A 21,913-nucleotide genomic window follows, 5' to 3' on the forward strand; every position below is an offset into this window, starting at 1 on the left:
TGCCAGCGTGCATTGCCTGAATCGACATGCCCTTAGGCCGGCAATAAACGCTCGGCCAGCTTTACCCAGTAACTCGCGCCTATGGGCAGCAAGTCATCGTTGAAATCGTAACTGGTGTTGTGCAGCATGCAGGGCCCCAATCCATGTCCATGATCACGGTGGCCTCCATCGCCATTGCCGATGAGCGCGTAACAGCCGGGCTTTTCCTGCAGCATGAAGGAAAAGTCTTCTGCGCTCAGCGGCGCTTCAATATCGGCATCCACTTTGTCGGCACCGACCAGCGCACGCATGACTTCCACGCACACCGCCGTTTCATCCGGATGGTTAATGGTCGGCGGATAGTTGCGATCAAAATCGATCTCGGCTTCGCAACCGAATCCATGAGCCAGATGTTCTGACAGGGCGCGCAGGCGGATTTCGATCAGGTCCAGCACTTCGTTCGAGAACGTTCTGACCGTACCGCCCAGCCATCCGAAATCGGGAATCACGTTGGTGGCATCTCCTGCGTGCATCTGGGTGATCGATAACACGGCAGCGTCGCTCGGTTTTTTGTTGCGCGTGAGAATAGTTTGCAACGCCTGCGCCAGTGATGCCATTGCCGCGACCGGATCAATCGCGTTGTGTGGCAAGGCGGCATGTGAGCCTTTTCCATGCAAGGTAATTTTGAACGAGCTGCTCGATGCCATGATGGCGCCCGACTTCACGCCGAAGACGCCCAGCGGCATGCCGGGCCAGTTGTGCAGGCCGTAGACCGATTCCATTGCAAATTTGTCGAACAGCCCGTCTTCTATCATTTTCGCAGCGCCGCCGCCTTTCTCTTCTGCCGGCTGAAAAATCACATACACAGTGCCGTCGAATTGACGGGTGGTATTCAGGTGCCATGCGGCCGCCAGCAACATGGCGGTATGGCCGTCGTGGCCGCAAGCATGCATTTTTCCGGCATGTTGTGACGCGTGTGAAAAAGTGTTCGTTTCCTGAATCGGCAGCGCATCCATATCGGCCCGCAGACCGATAGCGCGTTTGCTGGTACCGGCACGAATGACGCCCACCACGCCGGTGCCGCCCAAACCGCGATGCACCGGAATGTCCCAGCGCTCCAATTGGGCCGCAACGATGTCGGAAGTGCGCTGCTCTTCAAAGCTGAGTTCCGGGTGCGCGTGCAAATCGCGCCGAATAAGGGAGAATTCTGCCCGCGATGTTTCCAGTGCTTTGATCAGGTTCATATCTACGACCGTAAAAAATTAAAAATGGATGTCTATCCCGACCCTATCAATGCTGCAATTTCCGTGCCTTTGCAGCGCTGTGGTGGTGCCCGGCATGGCGGTCAGTGTGCAAAAGAAAAGCAGCCTTAACAAAGCATTGAGGAGTGACGCTTCGTTTTAAGTAAATTATTTATACTTGAAAATCACTATTTTTGCTGGATGTTTGTATGGAGTCTCTGATTAAGCTGCTGCTGCTGCTGCGCCATGCAATCGCAGTCCTGAGCTTACGCCGCTCGCTACGCTTACTCAGAGGCTCCTATTTTTAAAACCAGATGGGAAATCGTCGCGGAAGTCCGGTTGGATGTTGTTTGCAGGCGTGTGGTACGTATATTGCTCAGACCTCTTCGACTATGCAGGTTCGGTTCTTGTCATTCCCATTTTGGTGCGTGCAACACAGACGCGCTTGGCTGCCAACATTCAATCGGAGTAAAAATGAAATTCGCAAAAATCCTGGGAATCTTTTCCGTCAGTGTGCTGGCCGTCGCTGTGCAAAATGCCAGCGCCGACGCCTTGGCCGATATCCAAAAATCCGGCGTGGTGCATATTGCCGTGCCGCAGGATACCCAGCCATATGGTTCTGTTAATTCGAGTTTGGAATTACAGGGGCTGGATATCGATGTGTCCCGATTGATCGCGAAAAGTCTGGGCGTGAAAGTGGTGTTGGTGCCGGTTGCCAGCGCCAATCGTATTCCTTACCTGCAGACGCACAAGGTCGATCTGGTGGTGTCAACGCTGGGGAAAAATGCCGAGCGTGAAAAAGTCATCAGCTTTTCGCAGCCCTATGCGCCTTATAACAATAGCCTCTTTGGAGCGGCCGACATCAAGGTCGCCGGCCCGGCAGATATGGCCAATAAAACGGTCGGGGTTGCGCGTGGGACGTTCGAAGATATTTTGCTGACGCAGACGGTGCCTGCCAGCGCAGTGATCAAGCGTTATGAAGATAACAACACGCTGATTTCGGCGTATGTGTCGGGTCAGATCAAGCTCATCGGAACCGGCGATTTCGTCGCTGTGACCCTGGGTGATAAGGACCCTGCGCACAGGCCGGTGATGAAATACATCATTCAGGAATCGCGCTGTCTGGTGGGTCTGAACAAGGATGAGCCGGCGCTGATGGCAAAGGTCAACGAGGCGCTGACGAAAGCCAAGAAATCAGGCGAACTCACCGGGCTGGTTAATAAGTGGCTGCACGTGCCGCTGCCTGAAAAAATGGCGACTGCTTTCGAATAAGCATTTGCAGTAAGCAGTTGCAGTAAGCAGTTGCAGTAAGAAGTTGCACCAAGCAGTTGCACCAAGCATTGACAGTAAGCGGTGAATTTTGCGGCTGAATGGAGCGCTTTCTCTGCGCCCGACTTTACTAACGTAGAGCCGGGCGCAGGCGCTTTGAACAGGACAGTGAATCAATCGGGCTCAATTACCACCTGCACCGCATCACTGCAAAAATGGGAAATGCCGTATTCGATTGCCTGTCCGTCGGCATCAACATACACCGATTCCACCGACAGGATGGGCATAGAAGCCGGCTGGCCGAGTTGTTGCGCGATATTTTTTTCTGGCAGACGTGCCGTCACGCGGCTCATGCGGCGCTGAAATTGCGTCACGCCGAATTGCATCAGCGCCAGATGGGTTTTGCCGGTTGCAGCATAAATTTCAGCCAGACCCGCAAAGCGCGGCAACGGGAAATACTGGGTACACACCCCGACAATTTTTTCATTCACGATATCGAGCGAATCGATGCGGAGTACGCTGGCATGTTCCGGCAAATCCAGCAACTGACGCACCTCGGCATCCGCGTCCAATTCCGACCATTGCAACACCCGGCTATTGCCGACCTGACGCGCCTTGGCAATGCTATGGGCAAAACGCGTGCTGCGGCCGACCTGATAATCGATCACGTCATTGCGCACGAAAGTGCCGCGCCCATGCTCGACATTCACCATGCCGCGATCGACCAGCGCTTTGACCGCTTGCCTGACCGTATGCCGGTTGACGCGAAAACGCTCGGCGAGAACCGATTCGTTCGGCAATTGATTCTTAAGATGGCCGGCCAGAATATCGAGACTGAGCGCCTCCTCAATCTGACGCCAGACGCTGATGCCCGCGCTGCGGACGATGGGTTTTTGATGCACAGTGGAATCCGTCATGCGTAAATGTGAAGTGCCTTCAGGTTAGCGCAAAAGAGTACGGCGGGCCAGCGCGAAGGCAATACTCATGCCGATACCGCTGGTGATGGTGACGGCTTGCACCGAGGGCGCGGGTTGCAGAACTTCAAAAGGACGACGGCCGCTGGCGTAGACCCCTTGCCAGCGCTCCAACACCTTCAGCGGACGCTGCAACACAGCTTGCGCCAGATCGAGCAGCAAGCTGTCGATGGATGCCTGGCTGAACGGAGCAACTGATTCAGCGATGGCATGTGAATCGCCGATGATGAGTTCACCCGCATCGCCGACTTGCTGGACGATCAGATGAATGCCATGTTCCAGCAGCGCCGGTTCGGTATCGGCCACTTCCTTGCGCAAGGCGGCCAGTGGCGCGGCGAGTTCGGCGCATTCGGTAAATGCACCGTAGTGCAGCGTCGATAAGCCCGTCATCAAAGTAGGGCCGAGTTTCACGCCGGGATTTTCCAGCCGCTGCATTTGCAAGGCGCAACGCTGGATGCCGAGTGCCGCAAAATGTTGCGGATAAAGTGTTTGAAAATCATCGCCGGAACAAATCACCACCTCATCGGCAGCGCGTTCGCCACGACTGGTTTCCAGACGCGGCAGGTCGATGCTGTTGACCTGCACGCCATATTGAAATTCGACGCCATGCCGTTCTGCCAGCCAGCGCGCCAGCAAGGCAATGGCTTGTCGTGCATCGAGCGCGATTTCGCTGGAACTGAATAAGCCGCCCACGCCGTGCGCGGATTGTGCGGCGACTTCACTACGGCTAAGCAAGCGAGTGCCGTAGGCTTCGCCGCGAACCGCCTGAAAAGCTTGCAGTACGCGCCATTCTGTTTCCGTCCGCGCGACCACCAGACTGCCTTCCGTTTTGTGCCAGCACGCGCTGTCTTGCAGAAACTCCAGCCACATCGCACGCGTTTGTTGCGCCAGTTCCAGCAATTCACCGTGCGGCTGACCGAGTACCAGTCCCAGCCCAAAATTACGCACCGAGGCACCAACAGCGTGCGTGTTGCGTTCGTAGACGGTCACGGCATCGCCGCGCAGGCTGGCGGCCCAGGCGTGCGCCAGTCCGACGATGCCGGCACCGACGATGGCGGTGCGATGGTGTGTGTGATGATGTGTACGATGATGCAGTTGCGCTTGTGCGTGTTTCAAGGCTGGTCTCCGTGCGCCATGCGCAGTTCGATTGCGGCGATGATAGCCGGCAATCCGGCAATGCTGTCGATGACGTAATGCGCACCGGCATGTGCCAGTTTGGCGGCAGCAGCGTCGCGCCGTTTTGCCTGTTCCGACAGCGGCAAGGCTTCCAGTTCGGCGAAGGTCAAGCCGGTTTCATTGCCGGACAAGGACAAGCCCACCGTCCACATACCCGCAGCCAGACCTTCTGCGATGCCCGGTACCGTATCGTCGACCTTGACGCAAGCGCGCACGTCGCCGATGCCCAGTTCGATGACATTGGCCAGTGCCATCCACGGCCCCGGTCGTCCGCCTGCTTGCAGATCGTCGGTGGCGACGGCGTGTTCCACTGTCAGGCCCTGACTCGCCGCGTGTACCAGCAACGGATTCATCACTACACGCGGATAGCCCGAGCAGGAGCCGATACGAATGCCGCGTTCACGCAACTGCGCGAGTACCGTCAGCGTGCCGGGAATCAGACCGGAATATTGCGCGACCCTTTCGATTTGCAGCGGCAGAAAGGCAGCGTACAAGGCATCGACATCGGCATCGGCCATCGGTTTGCCGTAGCGTTCCTGCCAGCGTTGCGCGACACCGGCTTGCAGACCCAGTTGCTGGATGTGATCCCATTTTGCCAGCCCCATCGGCACGCGTGCTTCGGCCATGGAAACGCTAATGCCGAAACCGGCAAAGGCATCGATCAGGACTTGCGTCGGCGCAAACGATCCGAAGTCGACCAGCGTGCCGGCCCAGTCGAAGATGACGGCGCGTACCGGGCCTTGATAGAAGCGCTGATGGCGATAGGCCGGCAGATTGGGCGTGGTGTTCATGGAGAGATTCTGTGACATGGCAATGTCCGGTTCTATGGTTCTATTTAAAAGGAGATGTGCATGGTGTGCAGCGCGTATTCGATGGCGTCCAGCGCCGTCGCAATTTCAGCCTGACCGATGGCACCGATGCAACCGACACGGAAGGTTTCCGCCGCCGTCAGTTTGCCCGGATACAGCACCACGCCGCGATCTTTGGTCAGTTGATAAAACTGCGCGAAATTCCAGTTGGGATGGACGGGTGCGTGGACGGTGACGATGATCGGTGCCTGAATCTCTTCGGGCAGAAATATTTTCAGTCCCAGTTGTTGCAGGCCTTCGATGAGTTGACGGCAATTGCCGTTGTAACGTGCCAGTCGGGCTGTCTGACCACCTTCCAGATCGAATTGATCGAGGGCCACATCGAACGCCGCCATCACATGTGTCGGCGGTGTGTAGCGCCATTGCCCGGTCTGTTCCATGTAACGCCATTGCTCGTACAGATCAAGTGAGAGCGAGTGGCTGCGCCCCGCAGCTTGTTCCAATGCGGCGGTTTCTACCAGCACAAAACCCATGCCGGGTACACCTTCGAGGCACTTGTTGGCGGAGGCAATGACGGCTTCAAAACGCAAGCCAGTCACGGTCAGCGGCAGCGCACCGAAAGCGCTCATGGCATCGATGATCAGTTTTTTTCCGGCGACAGCGACCACATCGGAAATGGCCGGCATGGGATTGAGAATGCCGGTGCTGGTTTCGCAATACACCACGGCGACATGGGTGATGCTGGCATCCTCAGCGAGTGCTTGTGCGACTCTTTGCGGATCGACCGGTGCGGTTTCGCCGAAATCCAATACAGAGACTTGGCGGCCCATGATTTTAGTGAGCTGCACGATGCGCTTGCCATAAGCGCCGTTGACCAGACACAGTAATTTCCCCTCACGCGGCAGCAAGGTGCCGATGGCGGCTTCGACGGCGAAGGTGCCGGAACCTTGCAGCGGGACGCAGGTGTAATCGCCCGTATCTTCGATGATGGCCAGCAGACGCTGGCGGATTCCGGCGGTCAGGACATTGAAGGTGCGATCCCATGAGCCCCAGTCATGCAGCATGGCGGTTTTGGTGGCGAGGCTGGTGGTCAGCGGGCCGGGAGTGAGGAGGATGGGATCGCGCATGGAAGTCCTAATAGAGTTGATTAAGCAGGAGCAGAAGCAGAAGCAGGAGCAGGAGCAGGAGCAGGGTGGATCAGTCGCCCGGCCGCATCTTTAGTGTGATGGTGTGCGCCACGCCTGCGCGCGACGATTGAGCCACCAGCCCACACCGTTCATCAGCAGCGTGATCAGCAGTGAACTGGCGACGATCATCGAGGCCATGGCAGCGGCAGCGGCGGTGTCGCCGGCGTCATCCATGTTCAGGACCGCGACGGCTGCCAATACGGTATCGGGCGTGTAGAGAAAAATGACGCAGCTCACGGTCGTCATGGCGGAGACAAACAGATAGCGCGCCACATCGAGAATCGCCGGCAGGCTGATCGGCACAGTCACGCGCAAGCAGGTTTGCCACCACGGCCGTTGCAGGCTGCGTGCGACTGCTTCGATTTCGCCATCCAGCTGTCGCAGCGAAGTCGCCAGCGTCAAATGGGCGGTGGTGTAATAGTGGGCGATTGTCGCGATGACCAGCAAACTCATCGTGCCATACAGCCCATGCAGTGGATTGCCGGGGGCATTGAAGCACAGCACATAGCCCAGTCCCAGCACCAGTCCCGGCACTGCCATCGGCAGCAAGGCCAGACTGCGGATGGCCGCGGCGAGGCTGCGTGGCACGGGGGATTTTTCGATCAGATAGGCGGTGATAAAGAGGAAGCCGGTGCCGAACAGGGTCACCAGCAAGGCCAGCCGTGTACTGTTCCAAAAGGCCTGCCAGCCGCCGCCATCGAGTTGATCAAAATCGAAATGCGCCAGGGTGAAGCTCATGTTGTAAGGCCACATCTTGATAAAGGCCGCGACGCAGCCGACGCCGAGCAAGGCTAGAAAAAAGAGCGACATGCCGCTGCACAGCAGCCACAGAACGCTGTCGCGTACTAGGTTGCGGCGCGGCTGATAGACCACCGAACGTCCGCTCATCTGGCTGGTTTGACGTCGCAGCAACCAGCGCTCGACGATAAAACTCAGCACGGCGGGAAACAGCAGCAGCACGCCGATGATGGCGCCCTTGCTGAAATTTTGCTGGCCGATGACCTGTTTATAAGCTTCCAGCGAGAGGACATTCATTTGTCCTCCGATCACTTTCGGGATACCGAAATCGGTGACCACCAGCGTAAACACCACCATGGCGGCGGAGATGACGCCATAGCGCGCGTTGGGCAGCGTCACGGTCAGGAAGCGACGCAGCTTGCTGGCCCCCAGCGTTTCGGCAGCTTCATACAGACGGGCGTCGGCCACGCTCAATGCGGCGGTCAGGATCAGCAAAGCGTGCGGAAAGGTGTAAAACACTTCGCCCAGCACGATGCCTAGCGGGCCATAAATGGAGTTGCCGCCTAACCAGCTTTTGAGCAGACCCTGATTGCCGAACAGATAGACCAGCGAGATGGCGGGCATCAGTGAGGGCGCGAGCATAGGTGCGAGCGCAATCAGACGGAATACGCGGCGACCAAGCAAGCGGGTACGCGTCAGTGCAAAGGCGAAGGCTAGTGCCAGAGGTAAGACAAGACATAAAGTAGTCGCGGCCAGTGCAATGCTGTTGCCTGCCGCAATGCGTAGTCGTGGTTCGGACAGCAAGGCCGACCAGTTGGCGAGGCCGATGTAGCTGCCGTCGCGTGCTTCTGTGGTCATGCTGAACATGCTCAGCAAGGGCCAGGCAATGAAGATCAGCAACAGCAGCAGGATGGTGACGGTGATCCAGACGGCGAGTTGTTCGTCGCCGCTGCGGAAAGCGGAGAGTCGCCTGCGCTTTGGAACGGAGGCGGGTGTGCTGCCTGAATTGATTGCGCTGCTCATTCCTGCGGTGCGGAGAAGACCCGCATTTTGTGCGTTGGCAAGGTGATCGGTACGCGCTTGCCGGCTTCCAGCAGGGCATAGCCGGCATCGTTGGGTCCGACATCGGCGAAGATCGACAACTTGCGGTCGGCGCACAGCGACAAGGTGGCGCGGCGCAGGCCACCGTGGAAATCGACGCGATCGACCACGGCCATCATGGCTTCCGATCCGGCATGCCATTGCGGTTCCACCCGCACATCTTCGGGGCGGCAGAACAGGCTGGCGCTATCGGCGTCGGCGGGAATCGCTATTTTGATGGGCGTGCCGGCCAGCGTGGTGAAGCCATCGGCGTTACGCTGCAAAGGCAGCCAGTTGGCGCGGCCGATGAAGTCGGCGACGAAGCGTGAGGCCGGGTCGCGATAGATTTGTTCAGCGCTGCCGATTTGCTCGATGCGGCCTTCGTTCATGACCACGATGGTGTCGGCAATTTCCAGTGCTTCATCCTGATCGTGGGTAACCATGATGGTGGTGATGCCGAGTTTGCGTTGCAGGTTGCGCAGTTCCTGGCGCAGACGTTCGCGCACTTTGGCGTCGAGCGCGGACAAGGGTTCGTCTAGCAGCAGCAGTCGCGGTGAGGTGGCCAGTGCGCGGGCGAGCGCGACGCGTTGTTGCTGACCGCCCGAGAGTTGCGCCGGATAGCGCTGTTCGGCACCGGCCAGTCCGACCAGATCGAGCAATTCATCGACCCGGCGATTTTTTTCAAGGCGATTGCTGCGCAAGGCATAGGCGATGTTGTCCGCTACGCTCAGGTTGGGGAACAGGGCGTACGACTGGAACACGATGCCGTAGTTGCGCTGCGCCGGCGGCAGGTTGCCGATCTCGCGCTGATCCATGGTGAGGCCGCCGCTGTCTTGCACTTCCAGCCCGGCAATGATGCGCAGCAGCGTGGTTTTGCCGCAGCCGGAAGGGCCGAGCAGGCAGACGAATTCCCCTTTGCGTACGTGCAGCTTGATATCGTGCAGGGCGCGAAAAGCGCCGAAATGCTTGCTGATACCACGGATGTTAAGCCAGTCATTGTCGGCGGTTAGTACGGAGGCGGCGTCGTCGATGCGCATGTTGCGGCAGTCCTTTCGGCCAGTGCCGTGAGCGTGGGGAGGAAATGCGAAAAAGGCGGAGTAATCAGACCTACGACCTTGGCGGCGTCGTCGTAGCGTCGTAGGGCAATTGCTTGCGATGCGTAGGGATGGGTGGCAAAGGCGCTTGCGGCGGTGGCGTCCATGATGCCGCCTTGCAAGGCGAGACTCATTTTTGAGGCTGCGGATAAGGCTTCGTAATAGGCGGCTTCGTGCTGGCACAGGTAGCGTTTGGCATCGACGTGCAAGCGTATCGGTTCAGTCACTTCCGGCGGCAACAGGCCGCGCAGGAAGGGGATGATTTTGAATTGATGCAGATCGTCCTTGCCGCTGGCCAGATCTGCGTCGTTTTGTTCGAACAGCAGGTGGCCGAGATCGTGCAGCAGGCAGGCAATGATCAGGCTGTCTTCTTCGCCGGCTTGTTCAGCGGACCAGGCGGCCTGCAAGGCATGTTCGCGCTGGGTAATCGCTTCGCCGCCGTACAGGCGTGCGCCGAGATGATCGAAGAGTTGACTGATTTCAGGCAGGGTAAGGCTCATTGTCGTAACACTTTAAAAAGAACCTCTGATTAAGCTACTGCGCGGCGCAATCTCAGGGCAGAGATACTCTTCGTACCAGAGTACGACTGCGCTTCTTACCCTGACCTTGCGCCGCTCGCTACGTTTACTCAGAGGTTCTGGTGCTGTGTGTGGCCGAGTAAAAAAGCTGACCACCCGGACGATGGCCCGGGTGCCGCTTGGCGTTGCCGGGTTATTTAGGTTCGGATTTGCCGTCGTAACGCTTGGTCCATTCGGCCAGGATGCGGTCGCGGTTGGCAGCAGCCCATTTCAGGTTTTGCTTGATCAGCATTTGCTCGTAGTTGGCGGGGATCAGCGGATTAGGCTTGGCGACGCCGGGATAGGCCACGATGGCGAAATTGTTGGCGAATTGTTCGTTCGCCGATTTCGATGCGGACCAGTCGGCCAGCTTGCGCGCGGCTTCCAGGTTTTTGGTGCCTTTCATGATGGCCGTGGCTTCGACATCCCAACCCAGACCTTCTTTCGGGAAGATCAGGTCGATTGGCGCGCCGCTTTCTTTGAGCTTGGCACCGCGGTATTCAAAGGCAATGCCGATAGGGAATTCGCCGCTGGCCGCTTGTTTGCAGGGCTTGGAGCCGGAATGCGTGTATTGGGCGATGTTGTTGTGCAACTGGTCCATGTAAGTCCAACCGTCTTTTTCGCCGAACTGGGTCAGCCAGCCGCTGACGTCGAAGTAACCGGTGCCGCTGGAGGCGGGGTTAGGCATGACGATCTTGCCCTTGTATTCTGGCTTGAGCAGGTCTTTCCAGCTTTCTGGTTTTTTCAGGCCTTGCTTGGCGGCTTCTACGGTGTTGAAGCAAATCGTGGCACCCCAGACATCCATGCCCACCCAATTCGGCGGGGTGGCGTCATCGACATAGCGCTTGGTCAGTTTTTCCACGCCTTTTGGCGCATAGCCTTGCAACATGCCTTCTTTTTCCAGGACCAGCAGCGAGGTGACGGCCACGCCCATGATCACATCGGCTTGTGGCGCGGCTTTTTCGGCCAGCAGCTTGGCAGTGATGATGCCGGTGGAATCGCGCACCCAGCGAATCTTGATGTCAGGGTATTCGGTTTCAAACTGATGCTGATAGGCCTTGATCTGGTCGGCTTCGAGCGCGGTGTAGACGGTCAGGCTGGATTCTGCGGATGCCAGCGTGGTGGTCAGGCAGAGCAGGGCAGGCAAGGTTTTCAACAAGGTGGAGATTTGCATCGGCTATTCCTCTGGGGGGATGGACATCGGTTGTCTACATGAAGAAGCTCTGCTTACGCGATAGGCTTGCGCCATGCTTAAGCAGAGGATTCTGGATGTGGATACTAGCGGGCCAATATGACCTTGTCGTGACATCTAGATGACTTGGCTTGAGTGAGGACAATCGTGGGAGGGGATTGAAGGATGCTAGCGTCAGGGTGTTTGCATCAGGACGCACTCGGTCATGGTCGCTGTTACTTTTTGTGTCACGCCCACAGCGTGGATTGTTCGCCACATCTATTTGTATCGGTCATTGACGTTCGCGGGAATTCCTCTTTATAATCACTCACATGTTGGTGAATATTTAGATAAAGACTTCCCATGATAATCAGGGACCGGCCTTCCGGACTCAAGCTGTTCCTGCTGCTGCGCGGCTCGGTGATGCCACGAATTTTGCCTTCGCTGATTGTCAATACGATGATCGCGACCCTGGTGACACTGACGCATGGCGATCTGTTCGAACTCAAAATCACGCTGACCACGATTCCCTTCAGTCTGATCGGACTGCCAATCGCGATCTTTTTGGGTTTCCGGAATAATTCTGCGTATGACCGGTTTTGGGAGGGGCGGAAATTATGGGGCGAGCTGGTGCATAAGAGCCGCAGTTTTTCGCGCCAGTGCCAAAGCCTGATCGATTTTCCCGAACCTGCCTCCGCCCGCGCCGGATTAGCCGATGTGCGGGTGCGCATGATCTTCCGCGCCATCGCTTTCGCGCATGCCTTGCGCCACAATTTGCGCGATCTCAGCGCGGATGAGGAGTACCAACATCTACTGCCGTCATCGGAATGGAAGCAGTTGGAAAAGTCCTCCAACAAACCTGATTTCCTGATGCAGCGAATGGGACAGGATTTGCGCTTGTGCATACAAGAGAAGCGCATTGACCCTTGTCTGGCGGCTTCTATCGATGCCACCATGTCATCGATGACCGCAGCGGGCGCAGCCTGCGAACGCATCAAGGGCACACCGATTCCGTTTTCCTACACGCTGTTGCTGCATCGTACGGCGTATATCTACTGCTTTCTACTGCCGTTCGGACTGGTGGACTCGATTGGTTTCATGACGCCCTTCGTCGTCGCTATCGTGGCCTATACCTTCTTTGGACTGGATGCGCTGGGTGATGAAATCGAAGAGCCGTTCGGCATGGAAGCCAACGACCTGCCGCTCGATGCCATTTGCCGCACCATTGAAATCAACTTGCGGGAATCGCTTGGCGATGAAGAAATCCCCGCACCGCTGGCCCCTGTCGATTACTGCCTGACATAACGAAAATAAAAGGAAATCCGCCATGCACGATGAGTATCAGGACCGCATCCGCCTGCCTGCCCTGAGGGAGCGCATTGTGAGCGCCGATCAGGCTGCCGAATGGATACACGACGGCATGACCGTCGGCATGAGCGGTTTTACCCGTGCCGGTGACGCCAAGGTAGTGCCGCTGGCGCTGGCAGAGCGGGCGCGTCATCAGCAATTAAAAATCACGCTGATGACCGGCGCTTCGCTGGGTAGTGACGTGGATAAGACCTTGACGGAAGCGGGCGTGCTGGCGCGCCGTATGCCGTTTCAGGCCGATCCTGTGCTGCGTGCGGCGATCAATCGCGGCGAGGTGATGTTCGTCGATCAGCATCTCTCGGAAACGGTCGAACTGTTGCGCACCCGGCAGATCGGGCCGATTGACGTGGCCATCATCGAAGCCATTGCCATTACGGAAACCGGTGCCATTATTCCCACGACGTCGGTCGGCAACAGCGCCAGTTTTGCGATTCTGGCCGACAAGATCATCGTCGAAATCAATCTGAGTCAGTCGCTGGAACTGGAAGGACTGCACGACATTTTCATCCCCAAGCGGCGGCCGCAGCGCGAACCGATTCCGCTCATGAGCGTGAGCGACCGCATCGGCACGCTGGCCATTGAGATTCCGCCGGAAAAAATCGTCGCTATCGTCATTACTCAAAAGCTCGACAGCTCTTCCACCATCCTGCCTGCCGATGCAGAAACTGCCGCCATTGCCGCGCATCTGGTCGATTTTTTCAAGGAAGAAGTCAAACTGGGACGTCTGACGGAAAGCCTGATGCCGATTCAGGCGGGCATCGGCAGCATCGCCAATGCAGTGATGATGGGCTTTATCGACAGCCCGTTCCAGCACATGACGATGTACTCGGAAGTGCTACAGGACTCGACTTTCGATCTGTTCGATGCAGGCAAACTCGATTTCGCATCGGGTTCTTCGATTACCTTGTCGGAGAAAAAAAGCAAGGAAGTTTTCGGTGATATTGGCCGCTATAAAGATCGGCTGATACTGCGTCCGCAGGAAGTCAGTAATCATCCTGAAGTCATTCGACGGCTGGGCATCATTGCCATCAATACCGCTCTGGAAGCCGATATTTATGGCAACGTCAATTCCACCCATGTGCTGGGAACGCACATGATGAATGGTATCGGTGGGTCGGGCGATTTTGCGCGCAATGCCTATCTGGCGGTGTTTGCCACGAAATCCCTCGCCAAGGGCGGGAAGGTATCAAGCATTGTGCCCATGGTGTCGCATGTGGACCATAACGAACATGATGTCGATATCATCGTGACCGAAATTGGTCTGGCCGATTTGCGTGGCCTGGCACCGCGCGAACGGGCGCAGGTCATCATTGAGCATTGCGTGGCGGAGCCCTACCGTGGCATGCTGCGCGATTATGTGGCCAAAGCCAGCGAGCGTGGCGGGCATACGCCGCATCTATTGGAAGAAGCCTTCGCCTGGCATACCCGCTATCGAGAAACCGGATCGATGTTGCCAGTTACAGAAATTCCAGCCGACACTATTGGCTGACACATTCAGTTGACACCTTCAGCTGCCGCATTTAACAGATACCTTCAAACGGAGCGCCACTTGAAACATCGGATCGCCTATCGCAATTTGCCCCAGCTCTTTTTGCAATCCCGCGAGCATTTGATGTCCCACTTCCGGCCGATTCTGAATCATTTTGGGGTCACTGAGCAGCAATGGCGCGTGCTGCGCCTGTTGGATGAACATGGGCAGCTGGAGCCGCGCGAGTTGTGTGATCTGTGTCAGATACTTAGTTCCAGCATGTCAGGTGTTTTGCTGCGGATGGAAGACATGGACCTGGTATGCCGCGAGGCGGTAGCGGATGACCGGCGACGGCTGATGGTGCGGCTGGCTCCCGGTGGCGACCGGATCATCGGTGAAATTGCGCCGCTGATCGAGTTGCAGTACAGGCATATCGAACAAGCCTTCGGCAAACGCATCATCGGTGATTTGCTGAGTGCGTTTGAGGGTTTCATGTCAGTCGAATCAGCTGCTGTGGAGCAGGTCGATTTGCGGGCGTATGCGGCCAGTTCTGGTGTGGAACCACTGAAGACTAAAAAGAATGCGGGAAAAGCGTCTGGAAGTGGCGTGAAAAAAGATAAGAAACAGATCGCTTCTGATTAAGCGGCTGTGCAGGGCGATATCAGTATGGCGATATATGCTTGATTAAGTATGTCGATACTTCACATTCCATCTGATATCGCGCACGTCAATACTCATCTCATCGATACTCTGGCGAGTATTCAGAAAATGCGTAGTTTGTCGTCGTCCCGACAAACTACTTTGGCACGACGTGGTATGTTTGGGCGCTTGTTAAGCTTGGGTAAAAATAATTGGCTATAAAAAAACAGGCTATAAAAATAATTTAAGAGCCAATACTTTAATCAGATAAATATATGATTAAAGTTAATGTGATGAATAAATATGTGTCAATATCTCGAACAATTAAAACCATATATTTGATGCGTAGCTGCGTCATTTTTAAATTGAATAAAATTTAAATTTTCAGTGTTGAATTTTTAATGTTGTTAAATAATAAATAAGATAAAAATGAGAAATTTTAAAATTGGTACCAGACTTGCGCTCGCCTTTGCATTCGTAATGGGTTTGATGGTCGTCATCTCAGGGGTTGGGATTTATCAGCTGGGGGAAGTGGGAAAAGACACCGAGTTCATGGCCAAGCATGCCATTTTGAAGGAACGATCTATCCGCGATCTGCTGGCTCAGATTGAGGTCAATGGCGGCCGCATCGTTGCCGGCGCAAGAAATGCTGATCCGGTTCAGCAGAAATTATTCAAGGATCAGGTTGTCGCCACGATTGAGCGCAATAACATTCTGGTAAAAAAGATCGAGGCGTCGCTGACGAGCGAGACGGAAAAGACGATGTGGGCGCAGATTCTCGCCGACCGGAAATTGGTCCTTGCGTCAAATGGCGCGGTGGTGAAAGAAAAGACCGACGGCAATCATGAAGAGGCGCTTAAAGTGCTGGGTGAGCGGCTTGAGCCGCAGCTGAAAACATATATCGACGATATTAAAAAACTCGTGACACACGAAAGCGACCTGATTGACGGACTGGCTGCGCATGTTGAGAGCATCAATCGTTTCAGCACCATCCTGATTGGCTTGTTGACCGGAGCGGGTATCGTCTTCGGCGCCGCTTTCGCTTATTGGATCACACGTTCGATCACGCAGCCTTTCGCTGCGGCGGTCAAGGCGGCGCGCCTCGTGGCAGCGGGCGATCTCAGCCACAATATCGAGGTTCGCTCGACCGATGAGACCGGTCAGTTGATGCAGGCGCTCAAGGATATGAACGAAAGTTTGCACCGGGTAATCAGCGAGGTGCGGGTCGGTATTGATACGGTCGATACGGCTTCGGCTGAGATTGCGTCCGGCAATCTGGACTTGTCGAGTCGCACCGAACAGCAGGCAGGTACGCTAGAAGAAACTGCGTCTGCGATGGAAGAGCTCACGTCGACCGTGACGCAAAATGCCGATAATTCCTTGCAGGCAACGAAGCTGGCTGTCAGTGCGTCCGAGGTGGCGGTCGAAGGCGGCCTGGTGGTGCGTCAGGTGATTGACACCATGCTGTCGATCGATGAGTCGTCGAGGAAAATCGTCGACATTATTAGTGTCATTGACGGCATTGCCTTTCAAACCAATATTCTTGCGCTCAATGCGGCCGTGGAAGCGGCGCGTGCCGGCGAACAGGGACGCGGATTTGCCGTGGTGGCCAGTGAGGTTCGCAATCTGGCGCAGCGGTCTGCCTCTGCTGCAAAAGAAATTAAAACGCTGATCGGCAAATCGGTTGAGAAAGTAAATATCGGTAGTGAGCTGGTGGAGCAGGCTGGCGTCACGATCGATGCCGTCGTGCAAAGTGTCAAACGGGTTGCAGATATTGTCAGTGAAATTTCGGCAGCGAGTCAGGAACAGCGTATCGGCATCGAGCAAGTCAATCAGGCCATTAACCAGATGGACGAAGCGACACAACAAAATTCAGCGCTGGTGGAGCAAGCCGCTGCGGCCTCACAGTCCCTGCGCGAGCAAGCGGGCAATCTTGCCCAGGTTGTCAATGCATTCAAACTGGATGACGCCGCATCGCGTCAACAGTCTGTGCCGGTGGCGAAACAAGCCGCGCCTGTTCGTTCAAGCGTTCGTCCAGCCACCCGTAAAACCGTCAACGTGACGCCGCCTGTGGCGCGGTTGAAAGAGACGGCTCCCTCGCGGACCCCTCAGTCGGCTATCGCACCATCAAAACAAGACGACAGTGATAGCTGGGAGCAGTTTTAATGGGAGTGACGACGGATTAAATGACTGACTGTGTTGAAAGCTGAGTTGAGAGCTGAGTTGCGCGACTGATTTTGTCGACTGGATTGATCGGCCCGTTGCCGGGAGGTGGTGTTCCTCATGTGCTGATTAAAGACGGTGCTTCTTGTGTTGTTGTTGTTGTTGTTGTTGTTGTTGTTGCCTTGACTTTGCTCCGCTCGCCATACTTCCTCTGCGTTTCCTGAGGTATTCTTGAAATTCGTGAGCCAATGGTGATCGAATAGACTGAGAAAACCCCCAGATACGGAGCCCAGCTATGAACGTTCAAGAAGTAATGACCAGGAAAATTGTTACCGTTGAGCTCGATGACAAGCTGTCGGCGGTGCAGGAAATTTTTGAAAATCTGCACTTCCACCATGTTCTTGCTGTCGAGGAACGCGTGCTCATTGGCATTGTTTCCGATCGCGATTTGCTGAAGGCCCTGAGTCCCTACATAGGGACGCCGACCGAGAGTTACCGCGATCTGGCGAGTCTCAACAAGCGGGTGCATCAGATCATGTCGCGACGCCCGATTGTGCTGCGGGAAGACGCGACGGTAGAGGATGCAATCGGTTTATTTATCGCACATAAAATCTCATGTATTCCCGTTGTCGACGGTGACAACATACCGGTCGGAATTCTTAGCTGGCGCGATATCCTGCGCAACCTTGGCAAGAATCAACAGGAAAAATAGTCAATGCGGCCGCTTGCACCCCGACTGATGGATGCTGCCCGCGGCATTGGAAATGATGGATAATGACGCGGTTAATTATTGCCGGATAGAAACCGGCGACGTTAATGCGCACCGTTTTCTGATTCCCGTTTGCAGCGGAGGGGCGTAGGGGCTTTTGCGGGAATTGGGCGCCGATGTGGTCAGTCGTGAGAGGTCAAGCGTGAGAGGTCAAGCGTGAGAGGTCAAGCGTGAGTCAGTCAGAACAGGGCTCCACAACCGAGCATCACAAAAAAAAATTAAAAGGGCATGATGAAAAATAAAATCATTGTTGGATTTCTGTTTTGTTGTGCTTCCCACGCGCAGGCCGTGGTCTTGATTACCCCTGGTGAGGCAACATTGCCGGCAGCGAGCGGCATTGTTCAAACGCGCGGCATTACCCGTGGGCCGGGCATACAGCTGGTTTCCCCGGTTGCGGGTGAAAATATCAAATCGCCGTTCAATCTCAAAATTAATTTTGAAGAGCGCGGCGGTGTCAAAATCGATCCTGCCAGCGTCAAAATAACTTATATGAAATCACCCGCAGTCGATTTGACATCGCGGCTGGGAGCGGGCGTTTCCTCCGGCGGGATTGTATTAAACAATGCAGAAGTGCCGCCCGGAGAGCATCAGCTCAACGTCAAGGTCAAGGATGCGGATGGGCGGGAATCGCATACCGTGATCGCGATCAAGGTGAGTCCATGATATGAACTGCCCCTACTGCGTGTCCGTGATTCCGGATGAAGCCCTGGCCTGTTCTTATTGCACCAAAGATTTATACCTGTTCAAGCCTTTGCTGCAAAAAATCGCCAATCTGGAAGAGGTACTTGCCAGTAAGCAGGAGTTGAGCGAGCTGCGGGAAAAAATGGCGCTGCTGGAATTACAGCTGATACAAAATGCGGAAGCCGCGTTGGCGGCGCCGGCTTTCCTGTTCGCCAATGCAGAGCCGGTCTCCCCGTTTGCGAGAGTAAGTGCGTACTTGCTGCGGCATGTTTCCATGTTGCTGCGTTACTTTGTTTTGCCCTGCCTGATGCTGTTGCTGGCGCATTATCTGATCAGTATTCTGTACGACCTGCATGTGGTGTATTTGCGTATCGTATCGCTGCTGATACCGGTGCCGTTCGGATTGCTGGTTCTGCGTCATCGGCATGCCTCTTTCCGCAACTGGGCATTGCTGAGCGCCTGTATGGCCCTGTTGACGGTGTGGGCGATGAGTTTTGATGTCAGTCTGGTGGACCATACTGCGGTGTTGCCGCAGTCAACTCTGGAATGGAAAGAGTTTGCGGAATATGCGTTCAGCATCTGGATCAGTTTTGTGACCGGGATGATTGTTAGCTCTGTGCTGGCTTCACGCGAAAATATCGCCACTAATAGTCGGAGCTATAGACTGGCCGAGCTATTAAAAAGCGCCGATATGAAGCCGGAGGCGATTCAGAAAAGAGCCGAACGCCTGCAGGGAATAGGCGGCGCTCTGGTGTCGATCGGGACATCTGGGATGGCAATTTATTCCGGCTTAAAGAGCGTTTTTAGTAATTGAATTTTCAGCGTGCGGGAAGGTAGTTAGCCGGATCGACTGCCTTGCCCTGCCGCCGGATTTCAAAATACAGTTTGACTCCGTTGCTGTCGGAGTCTCCCATTTCAGCGATTTTCTGCCCCTTGCTGACTGTCTGACCTTCCTTGGCAGTAACAGCGCTATTGTGAGCGTAGACGGAAAGAAAACCGCCGCTGTGTTTGACGATGATCAGATTTCCGTAGCCGCGAATCCCATTGCCGACATAACTGACTTTGCCATCGCTGGCAGCCAGTACTGGCTGGCCGCTCGTGCCAGCGATCTCTATTCCCTTTTTACGCGGCCCGAATACAGCAACTTGTTTACCCTCGGTTGGCCACGTCCATGTGCCTGGCGGCGGCCCGTCATCGGACTGTGGTTCCGCCGCACTGGCTTCCGTGCGGGGTTTGTTGCTGCGCGTGGCGCTCGCCGTTTGTGGCGCTACCTGCAATACCTGGCCGATTTCAATGTCGTCGTTATCTTTTAATTTGTTCCAGCGAGCGATGTTACGAACGGACTGACGGAATTTGCGGCCGACTGCCGATAAGGTGTCGCCCTTCTGCACCGTGTAATAACCGGGCTGGCCGGCGAATTGCTGCAGATTGGAACTCGACGGCGTGCTGCACGCTGCCAGCATTGTCAGCAGCAGGACGCACAAGAACCAACGCAGGTGGCGCTGCAATGCAGGAATGGACATGGGAGTTTCCGGTGGCGCGTCAAAGCGCAGTGCGCACTATTCTAGAGTAGTTTGGATGAGATCATGCCGCCGGGGGAGTCGTTTGCAGGGGAGTGGCAATGCGACTCGTTGATTGAGTGGTCGTGCGTTGCACGCAGTGCGCCCTGTCCCGCGCCTGCTCACCAGTCCGCATTCGATCCGCAAACTGCCTTCAAAACGCTGTTTTACTAGGGTCTGTTGACGTGTGGTTTGGGAATGCGAACGCGCGGTAGGCGTTGACTACCTACGCATCCTTTTTCTCGGACTTGGCCCGGTTTTTTTGGCAGAAGGCGATGAAGTCAGCCGCCGGCATGGCTTTGGCAAACAGCCAGCCCTGACCATAGTCGACATTGCGGGCGAGCAGATAGTCGGCCTGGGATTGCGTTTCTACGCCTTCAGCGACGATGCTCAGTTTCAGGCTTTGCGCAATTTCAATGATGTGCGGTATGACCGTACTGTTTGCGGAATCGGTGCCTATCGTATCGACGAAAGATTTATCGATTTTCAACGCATCCAGCGGTAGATTGCTCAGATAAGACAGACTGGAATAGCCGGTGCCAAAGTCATCAATGGCGACCAGATGCCCTGCTTCACGGGCGCGTTGCAAGGTGACGCTGGCGGCGCTGACTTCCAGAAAGCCGCGCTCGGTGGCTTCCAGCCAGATTTGCCGTCTGTCGATGCCGGTGTTGCGCAAGGCATTTTCGATCACCTGGAGGACGCGCCCGGTCTTGATGTCCTGCGGACTCATGTTGATGGCGATGTGAACGGATTTGTCGGCAATGAACAGCTCGCGCAGATCCGCGACCACCGCCGCGACGATCTGATCGGTAATCGGCAATATCAGACCGCTTTCTTCTGCCAGCGGAATGAACAGGTCGGGCCGTACCATGCTGCCGTCACGACGACGCCACCTCACCAGCGCTTCGCCGCCGATGCAGACGCCGGTTCTGAGATCGATCAGCGGCTGGTAATGGACGATAAATTCTTTTCTGGCAACGGCAACTTTGAGTTCGCCCAACGGCGACAGGCGGCGTCGTACCATTTGGTAAGCAAGTCCAACGATGAGTAGCGATAGCAGCACTCCCACGGGTAACAAATAAATTTGCTGACGCCGCAGTTTTTCCATGACATGCGCACGTGGTTCGGTGACCAGGGCGATGAGTTTATCTTCGTGCGAGAGCGCGATAAGGCGCGACTCATCCATGCTTAATGCGGTCGAATTTTTTTCATTGGGAGCGCGGATCAAGTCTTGCAGCAGCTTGAGGTCGGGCTGGTTCATGGTCCCCAGTATCTGGCCCTGCTCGGTCGCGAGCGCCAGTCGTATTGCTGGAGAGGCGATGATGTCGGTAAAAAACTGGGGATTGATCAGCGCGTTGTAGGATTTGTAATGCATGATCATCATCGGCAGACTGCCTTTGATCATGGGTGTGATATTCAGGCTGACCTGCATCCCGTCCGATGTGGTGAAGTCAGGTTTCGATTGTCCGATGATGCGATCATTCATGCCCCAGGACGTACAAACCAGCAAGCCATTTTCGAAGTAGCCGATTTCCACGATGCTATGGGTGTTGACGGTAGCAACGCGCATTTGCGTGATGTGATCCGGTGAGCAGGGGTCGCCCTGCCATTCGTCGAATGCACGCAGCGTTCCGGAAGCCACTGCAAACGATTGTCGGGTGCGTTGCAGTACCTGATGTCCCAATTCCTGCAGTTCTGCCTGTTCTCCGTCCAGAGTGCGGATCCAGGATAGATAAAAAGTGGCTGCTAGCGGCAGCGGCGCACACAGTAGTGTTATGACAATGGCAAACAGGATGACACGCTTCTTATCCAACTTTCCCCCCTCGCATTTTTATCTTTGGATACGGGTATTGTTGATATCGCTGGCATGGTTGAAATCCGGCAATGAAGGTGCCTGATCGGATGCCGTTGAATTGCACTGGAATGCACGTAAATAGTGTAGTGGAATATAGCGTTTCAGGGACAAGTAATCAGCATGATTTGGCCTGCCA

General features: G+C 55.7%; 19 protein-coding genes. 8 read left to right on the plus strand and 11 right to left on the minus strand.

Annotation, left to right across the window (positions count from 1 at the left end):
* Positions 1-32: 32 nt before the first annotated feature.
* Positions 33-1,223, minus strand: a complete 1,191-nt coding sequence (locus RGU70_RS04880) for a M20 aminoacylase family protein (RefSeq protein ID WP_322208273.1) — start codon at positions 1,221-1,223, stop codon at positions 33-35.
* 471 nt (positions 1,224-1,694) lie between these two features.
* Here RGU70_RS04880 and RGU70_RS04885 point away from each other — a divergent pair, with 471 nt between their 5' ends.
* Positions 1,695-2,492, plus strand: a complete 798-nt coding sequence (locus RGU70_RS04885; RefSeq protein ID WP_322208274.1) for a transporter substrate-binding domain-containing protein — start codon at positions 1,695-1,697, stop codon at positions 2,490-2,492.
* 170 nt (positions 2,493-2,662) lie between these two features.
* Here the strand turns inward: RGU70_RS04885 and phnF are convergent, their stop codons facing one another.
* The 8 genes from phnF to RGU70_RS04925 form a co-directional block, all read right to left on the minus strand.
* Positions 2,663-3,406: a phosphonate metabolism transcriptional regulator PhnF gene (phnF, locus tag RGU70_RS04890; RefSeq protein ID WP_322208275.1), complete on the minus strand. Its 744-nt coding sequence runs from the start codon at positions 3,404-3,406 to the stop codon at positions 2,663-2,665.
* Between the two features lie 24 nt (positions 3,407-3,430).
* Entirely contained in the window at positions 3,431-4,579 is a 1,149-nt protein-coding gene (locus tag RGU70_RS04895) for a TIGR03364 family FAD-dependent oxidoreductase (protein ID WP_322208276.1), read from the minus strand.
* Entirely contained in the window at positions 4,576-5,430 is an 855-nt protein-coding gene (gene phnX, locus RGU70_RS04900) for a phosphonoacetaldehyde hydrolase (protein WP_322210701.1), read from the minus strand. Before phnX ends, RGU70_RS04895 begins: the two co-directional genes overlap by 4 nt.
* 44 nt (positions 5,431-5,474) lie before the next feature.
* The gene (locus RGU70_RS04905) at positions 5,475-6,575 is read right to left on the minus strand and encodes a 2-aminoethylphosphonate--pyruvate transaminase (protein WP_322208277.1); all 1,101 of its coding nucleotides are present in this window, start codon (positions 6,573-6,575) and stop codon (positions 5,475-5,477) included.
* Between the two features lie 90 nt (positions 6,576-6,665).
* Entirely contained in the window at positions 6,666-8,396 is a 1,731-nt protein-coding gene (locus RGU70_RS04910; protein ID WP_322208278.1) for a putative 2-aminoethylphosphonate ABC transporter permease subunit, read from the minus strand.
* Positions 8,393-9,490, minus strand: a complete 1,098-nt coding sequence (locus RGU70_RS04915; protein ID WP_322208279.1) for a putative 2-aminoethylphosphonate ABC transporter ATP-binding protein — start codon at positions 9,488-9,490, stop codon at positions 8,393-8,395. Before RGU70_RS04915 ends, RGU70_RS04910 begins: the two co-directional genes overlap by 4 nt.
* The gene (locus RGU70_RS04920; protein ID WP_322208280.1) at positions 9,460-10,047 is read right to left on the minus strand and encodes a phosphonate degradation HD-domain oxygenase; all 588 of its coding nucleotides are present in this window, start codon (positions 10,045-10,047) and stop codon (positions 9,460-9,462) included. Before RGU70_RS04920 ends, RGU70_RS04915 begins: the two co-directional genes overlap by 31 nt.
* 211 nt (positions 10,048-10,258) lie before the next feature.
* The gene (locus RGU70_RS04925; RefSeq protein ID WP_322208281.1) at positions 10,259-11,278 is read right to left on the minus strand and encodes a putative 2-aminoethylphosphonate ABC transporter substrate-binding protein; all 1,020 of its coding nucleotides are present in this window, start codon (positions 11,276-11,278) and stop codon (positions 10,259-10,261) included.
* Positions 11,279-11,638: 360 nt separating this feature from the next.
* On the opposite strand from RGU70_RS04925, the gene RGU70_RS04930 reads away from it, so the two are divergent.
* The 7 genes from RGU70_RS04930 (at position 11,639) to RGU70_RS04960 (ending at position 19,177) form a co-directional block, all read left to right on the plus strand.
* Complete coding sequence (locus RGU70_RS04930; protein ID WP_322208283.1) at positions 11,639-12,580, plus strand: bestrophin family protein; 942 nt, start codon at positions 11,639-11,641, stop codon at positions 12,578-12,580.
* Positions 12,581-12,602: 22 nt separating this feature from the next.
* Positions 12,603-14,132 (plus strand): acetyl-CoA hydrolase/transferase family protein, encoded by a 1,530-nt coding sequence (locus RGU70_RS04935; protein WP_322208285.1) that lies wholly within the window; start codon positions 12,603-12,605, stop codon positions 14,130-14,132.
* A gap of 60 nt (positions 14,133-14,192) precedes the next feature.
* Entirely contained in the window at positions 14,193-14,753 is a 561-nt protein-coding gene (hpaR, locus tag RGU70_RS04940) for a homoprotocatechuate degradation operon regulator HpaR (RefSeq protein WP_322208286.1), read from the plus strand.
* A 426-nt stretch (positions 14,754-15,179) separates the two neighbouring features.
* Positions 15,180-16,916 carry a methyl-accepting chemotaxis protein gene (locus tag RGU70_RS04945; protein ID WP_322208288.1) on the plus strand — a complete coding sequence of 579 codons (1,737 nt, stop codon included), beginning with the start codon at positions 15,180-15,182 and terminating at the stop codon, positions 16,914-16,916.
* A gap of 292 nt (positions 16,917-17,208) precedes the next feature.
* A complete protein-coding gene (locus RGU70_RS04950) occupies positions 17,209-17,625 on the plus strand; it encodes a CBS domain-containing protein (RefSeq protein WP_322208289.1) in 417 nt (138 codons plus the stop codon).
* A 285-nt stretch (positions 17,626-17,910) separates the two neighbouring features.
* Positions 17,911-18,345 carry a hypothetical protein gene (locus RGU70_RS04955; protein WP_322208291.1) on the plus strand — a complete coding sequence of 145 codons (435 nt, stop codon included), beginning with the start codon at positions 17,911-17,913 and terminating at the stop codon, positions 18,343-18,345.
* Between the two features lies 1 nt (position 18,346).
* Complete coding sequence (locus RGU70_RS04960; RefSeq protein ID WP_322208292.1) at positions 18,347-19,177, plus strand: hypothetical protein; 831 nt, start codon at positions 18,347-18,349, stop codon at positions 19,175-19,177.
* 4 nt (positions 19,178-19,181) lie between these two features.
* On the opposite strand, the gene RGU70_RS04965 is transcribed toward RGU70_RS04960, so the two are convergent.
* Both RGU70_RS04965 and RGU70_RS04970 read right to left on the minus strand, forming a co-directional pair.
* Positions 19,182-19,886 carry a peptidoglycan DD-metalloendopeptidase family protein gene (locus tag RGU70_RS04965; protein WP_322208293.1) on the minus strand — a complete coding sequence of 235 codons (705 nt, stop codon included), beginning with the start codon at positions 19,884-19,886 and terminating at the stop codon, positions 19,182-19,184.
* A gap of 262 nt (positions 19,887-20,148) precedes the next feature.
* Positions 20,149-21,735 carry an EAL domain-containing protein gene (locus RGU70_RS04970; RefSeq protein ID WP_322208294.1) on the minus strand — a complete coding sequence of 529 codons (1,587 nt, stop codon included), beginning with the start codon at positions 21,733-21,735 and terminating at the stop codon, positions 20,149-20,151.
* Between the last annotated feature and the right edge of the window lie 178 nt (positions 21,736-21,913).

The organism is Herbaspirillum sp. RTI4 (assembly GCF_034313965.1).
GTDB lineage: Bacteria > Pseudomonadota > Gammaproteobacteria > Burkholderiales > Burkholderiaceae_D > Herbaspirillum.

Excerpts from the sequence above, each read along its gene's own strand:
- RGU70_RS04880 (WP_322208273.1), bottom strand. The coding sequence starts at position 1,223 with ATGAACCTGATCAAAGCACTGGAAACATCGCGGGCAGAATTCTCCCTT.
- RGU70_RS04885 (WP_322208274.1), top strand. The coding sequence starts at position 1,695 with ATGAAATTCGCAAAAATCCTGGGAATCTTTTCCGTCAGTGTGCTGGCC.
- phnF (WP_322208275.1), bottom strand. The coding sequence starts at position 3,406 with ATGACGGATTCCACTGTGCATCAAAAACCCATCGTCCGCAGCGCGGGC.
- phnX (WP_322210701.1), bottom strand. The coding sequence starts at position 5,430 with ATGAACACCACGCCCAATCTGCCGGCCTATCGCCATCAGCGCTTCTAT.
- RGU70_RS04905 (WP_322208277.1), bottom strand. The coding sequence starts at position 6,575 with ATGCGCGATCCCATCCTCCTCACTCCCGGCCCGCTGACCACCAGCCTC.
- RGU70_RS04910 (WP_322208278.1), bottom strand. The coding sequence starts at position 8,396 with ATGAGCAGCGCAATCAATTCAGGCAGCACACCCGCCTCCGTTCCAAAG.
- RGU70_RS04915 (WP_322208279.1), bottom strand. The coding sequence starts at position 9,490 with ATGCGCATCGACGACGCCGCCTCCGTACTAACCGCCGACAATGACTGG.
- RGU70_RS04920 (WP_322208280.1), bottom strand. The coding sequence starts at position 10,047 with ATGAGCCTTACCCTGCCTGAAATCAGTCAACTCTTCGATCATCTCGGC.
- RGU70_RS04925 (WP_322208281.1), bottom strand. The coding sequence starts at position 11,278 with ATGCAAATCTCCACCTTGTTGAAAACCTTGCCTGCCCTGCTCTGCCTG.
- RGU70_RS04930 (WP_322208283.1), top strand. The coding sequence starts at position 11,639 with ATGATAATCAGGGACCGGCCTTCCGGACTCAAGCTGTTCCTGCTGCTG.
- RGU70_RS04935 (WP_322208285.1), top strand. The coding sequence starts at position 12,603 with ATGCACGATGAGTATCAGGACCGCATCCGCCTGCCTGCCCTGAGGGAG.
- RGU70_RS04945 (WP_322208288.1), top strand. The coding sequence starts at position 15,180 with ATGAGAAATTTTAAAATTGGTACCAGACTTGCGCTCGCCTTTGCATTC.
- RGU70_RS04950 (WP_322208289.1), top strand. The coding sequence starts at position 17,209 with ATGAACGTTCAAGAAGTAATGACCAGGAAAATTGTTACCGTTGAGCTC.
- RGU70_RS04955 (WP_322208291.1), top strand. The coding sequence starts at position 17,911 with ATGATGAAAAATAAAATCATTGTTGGATTTCTGTTTTGTTGTGCTTCC.
- RGU70_RS04960 (WP_322208292.1), top strand. The coding sequence starts at position 18,347 with ATGAACTGCCCCTACTGCGTGTCCGTGATTCCGGATGAAGCCCTGGCC.
- RGU70_RS04965 (WP_322208293.1), bottom strand. The coding sequence starts at position 19,886 with ATGTCCATTCCTGCATTGCAGCGCCACCTGCGTTGGTTCTTGTGCGTC.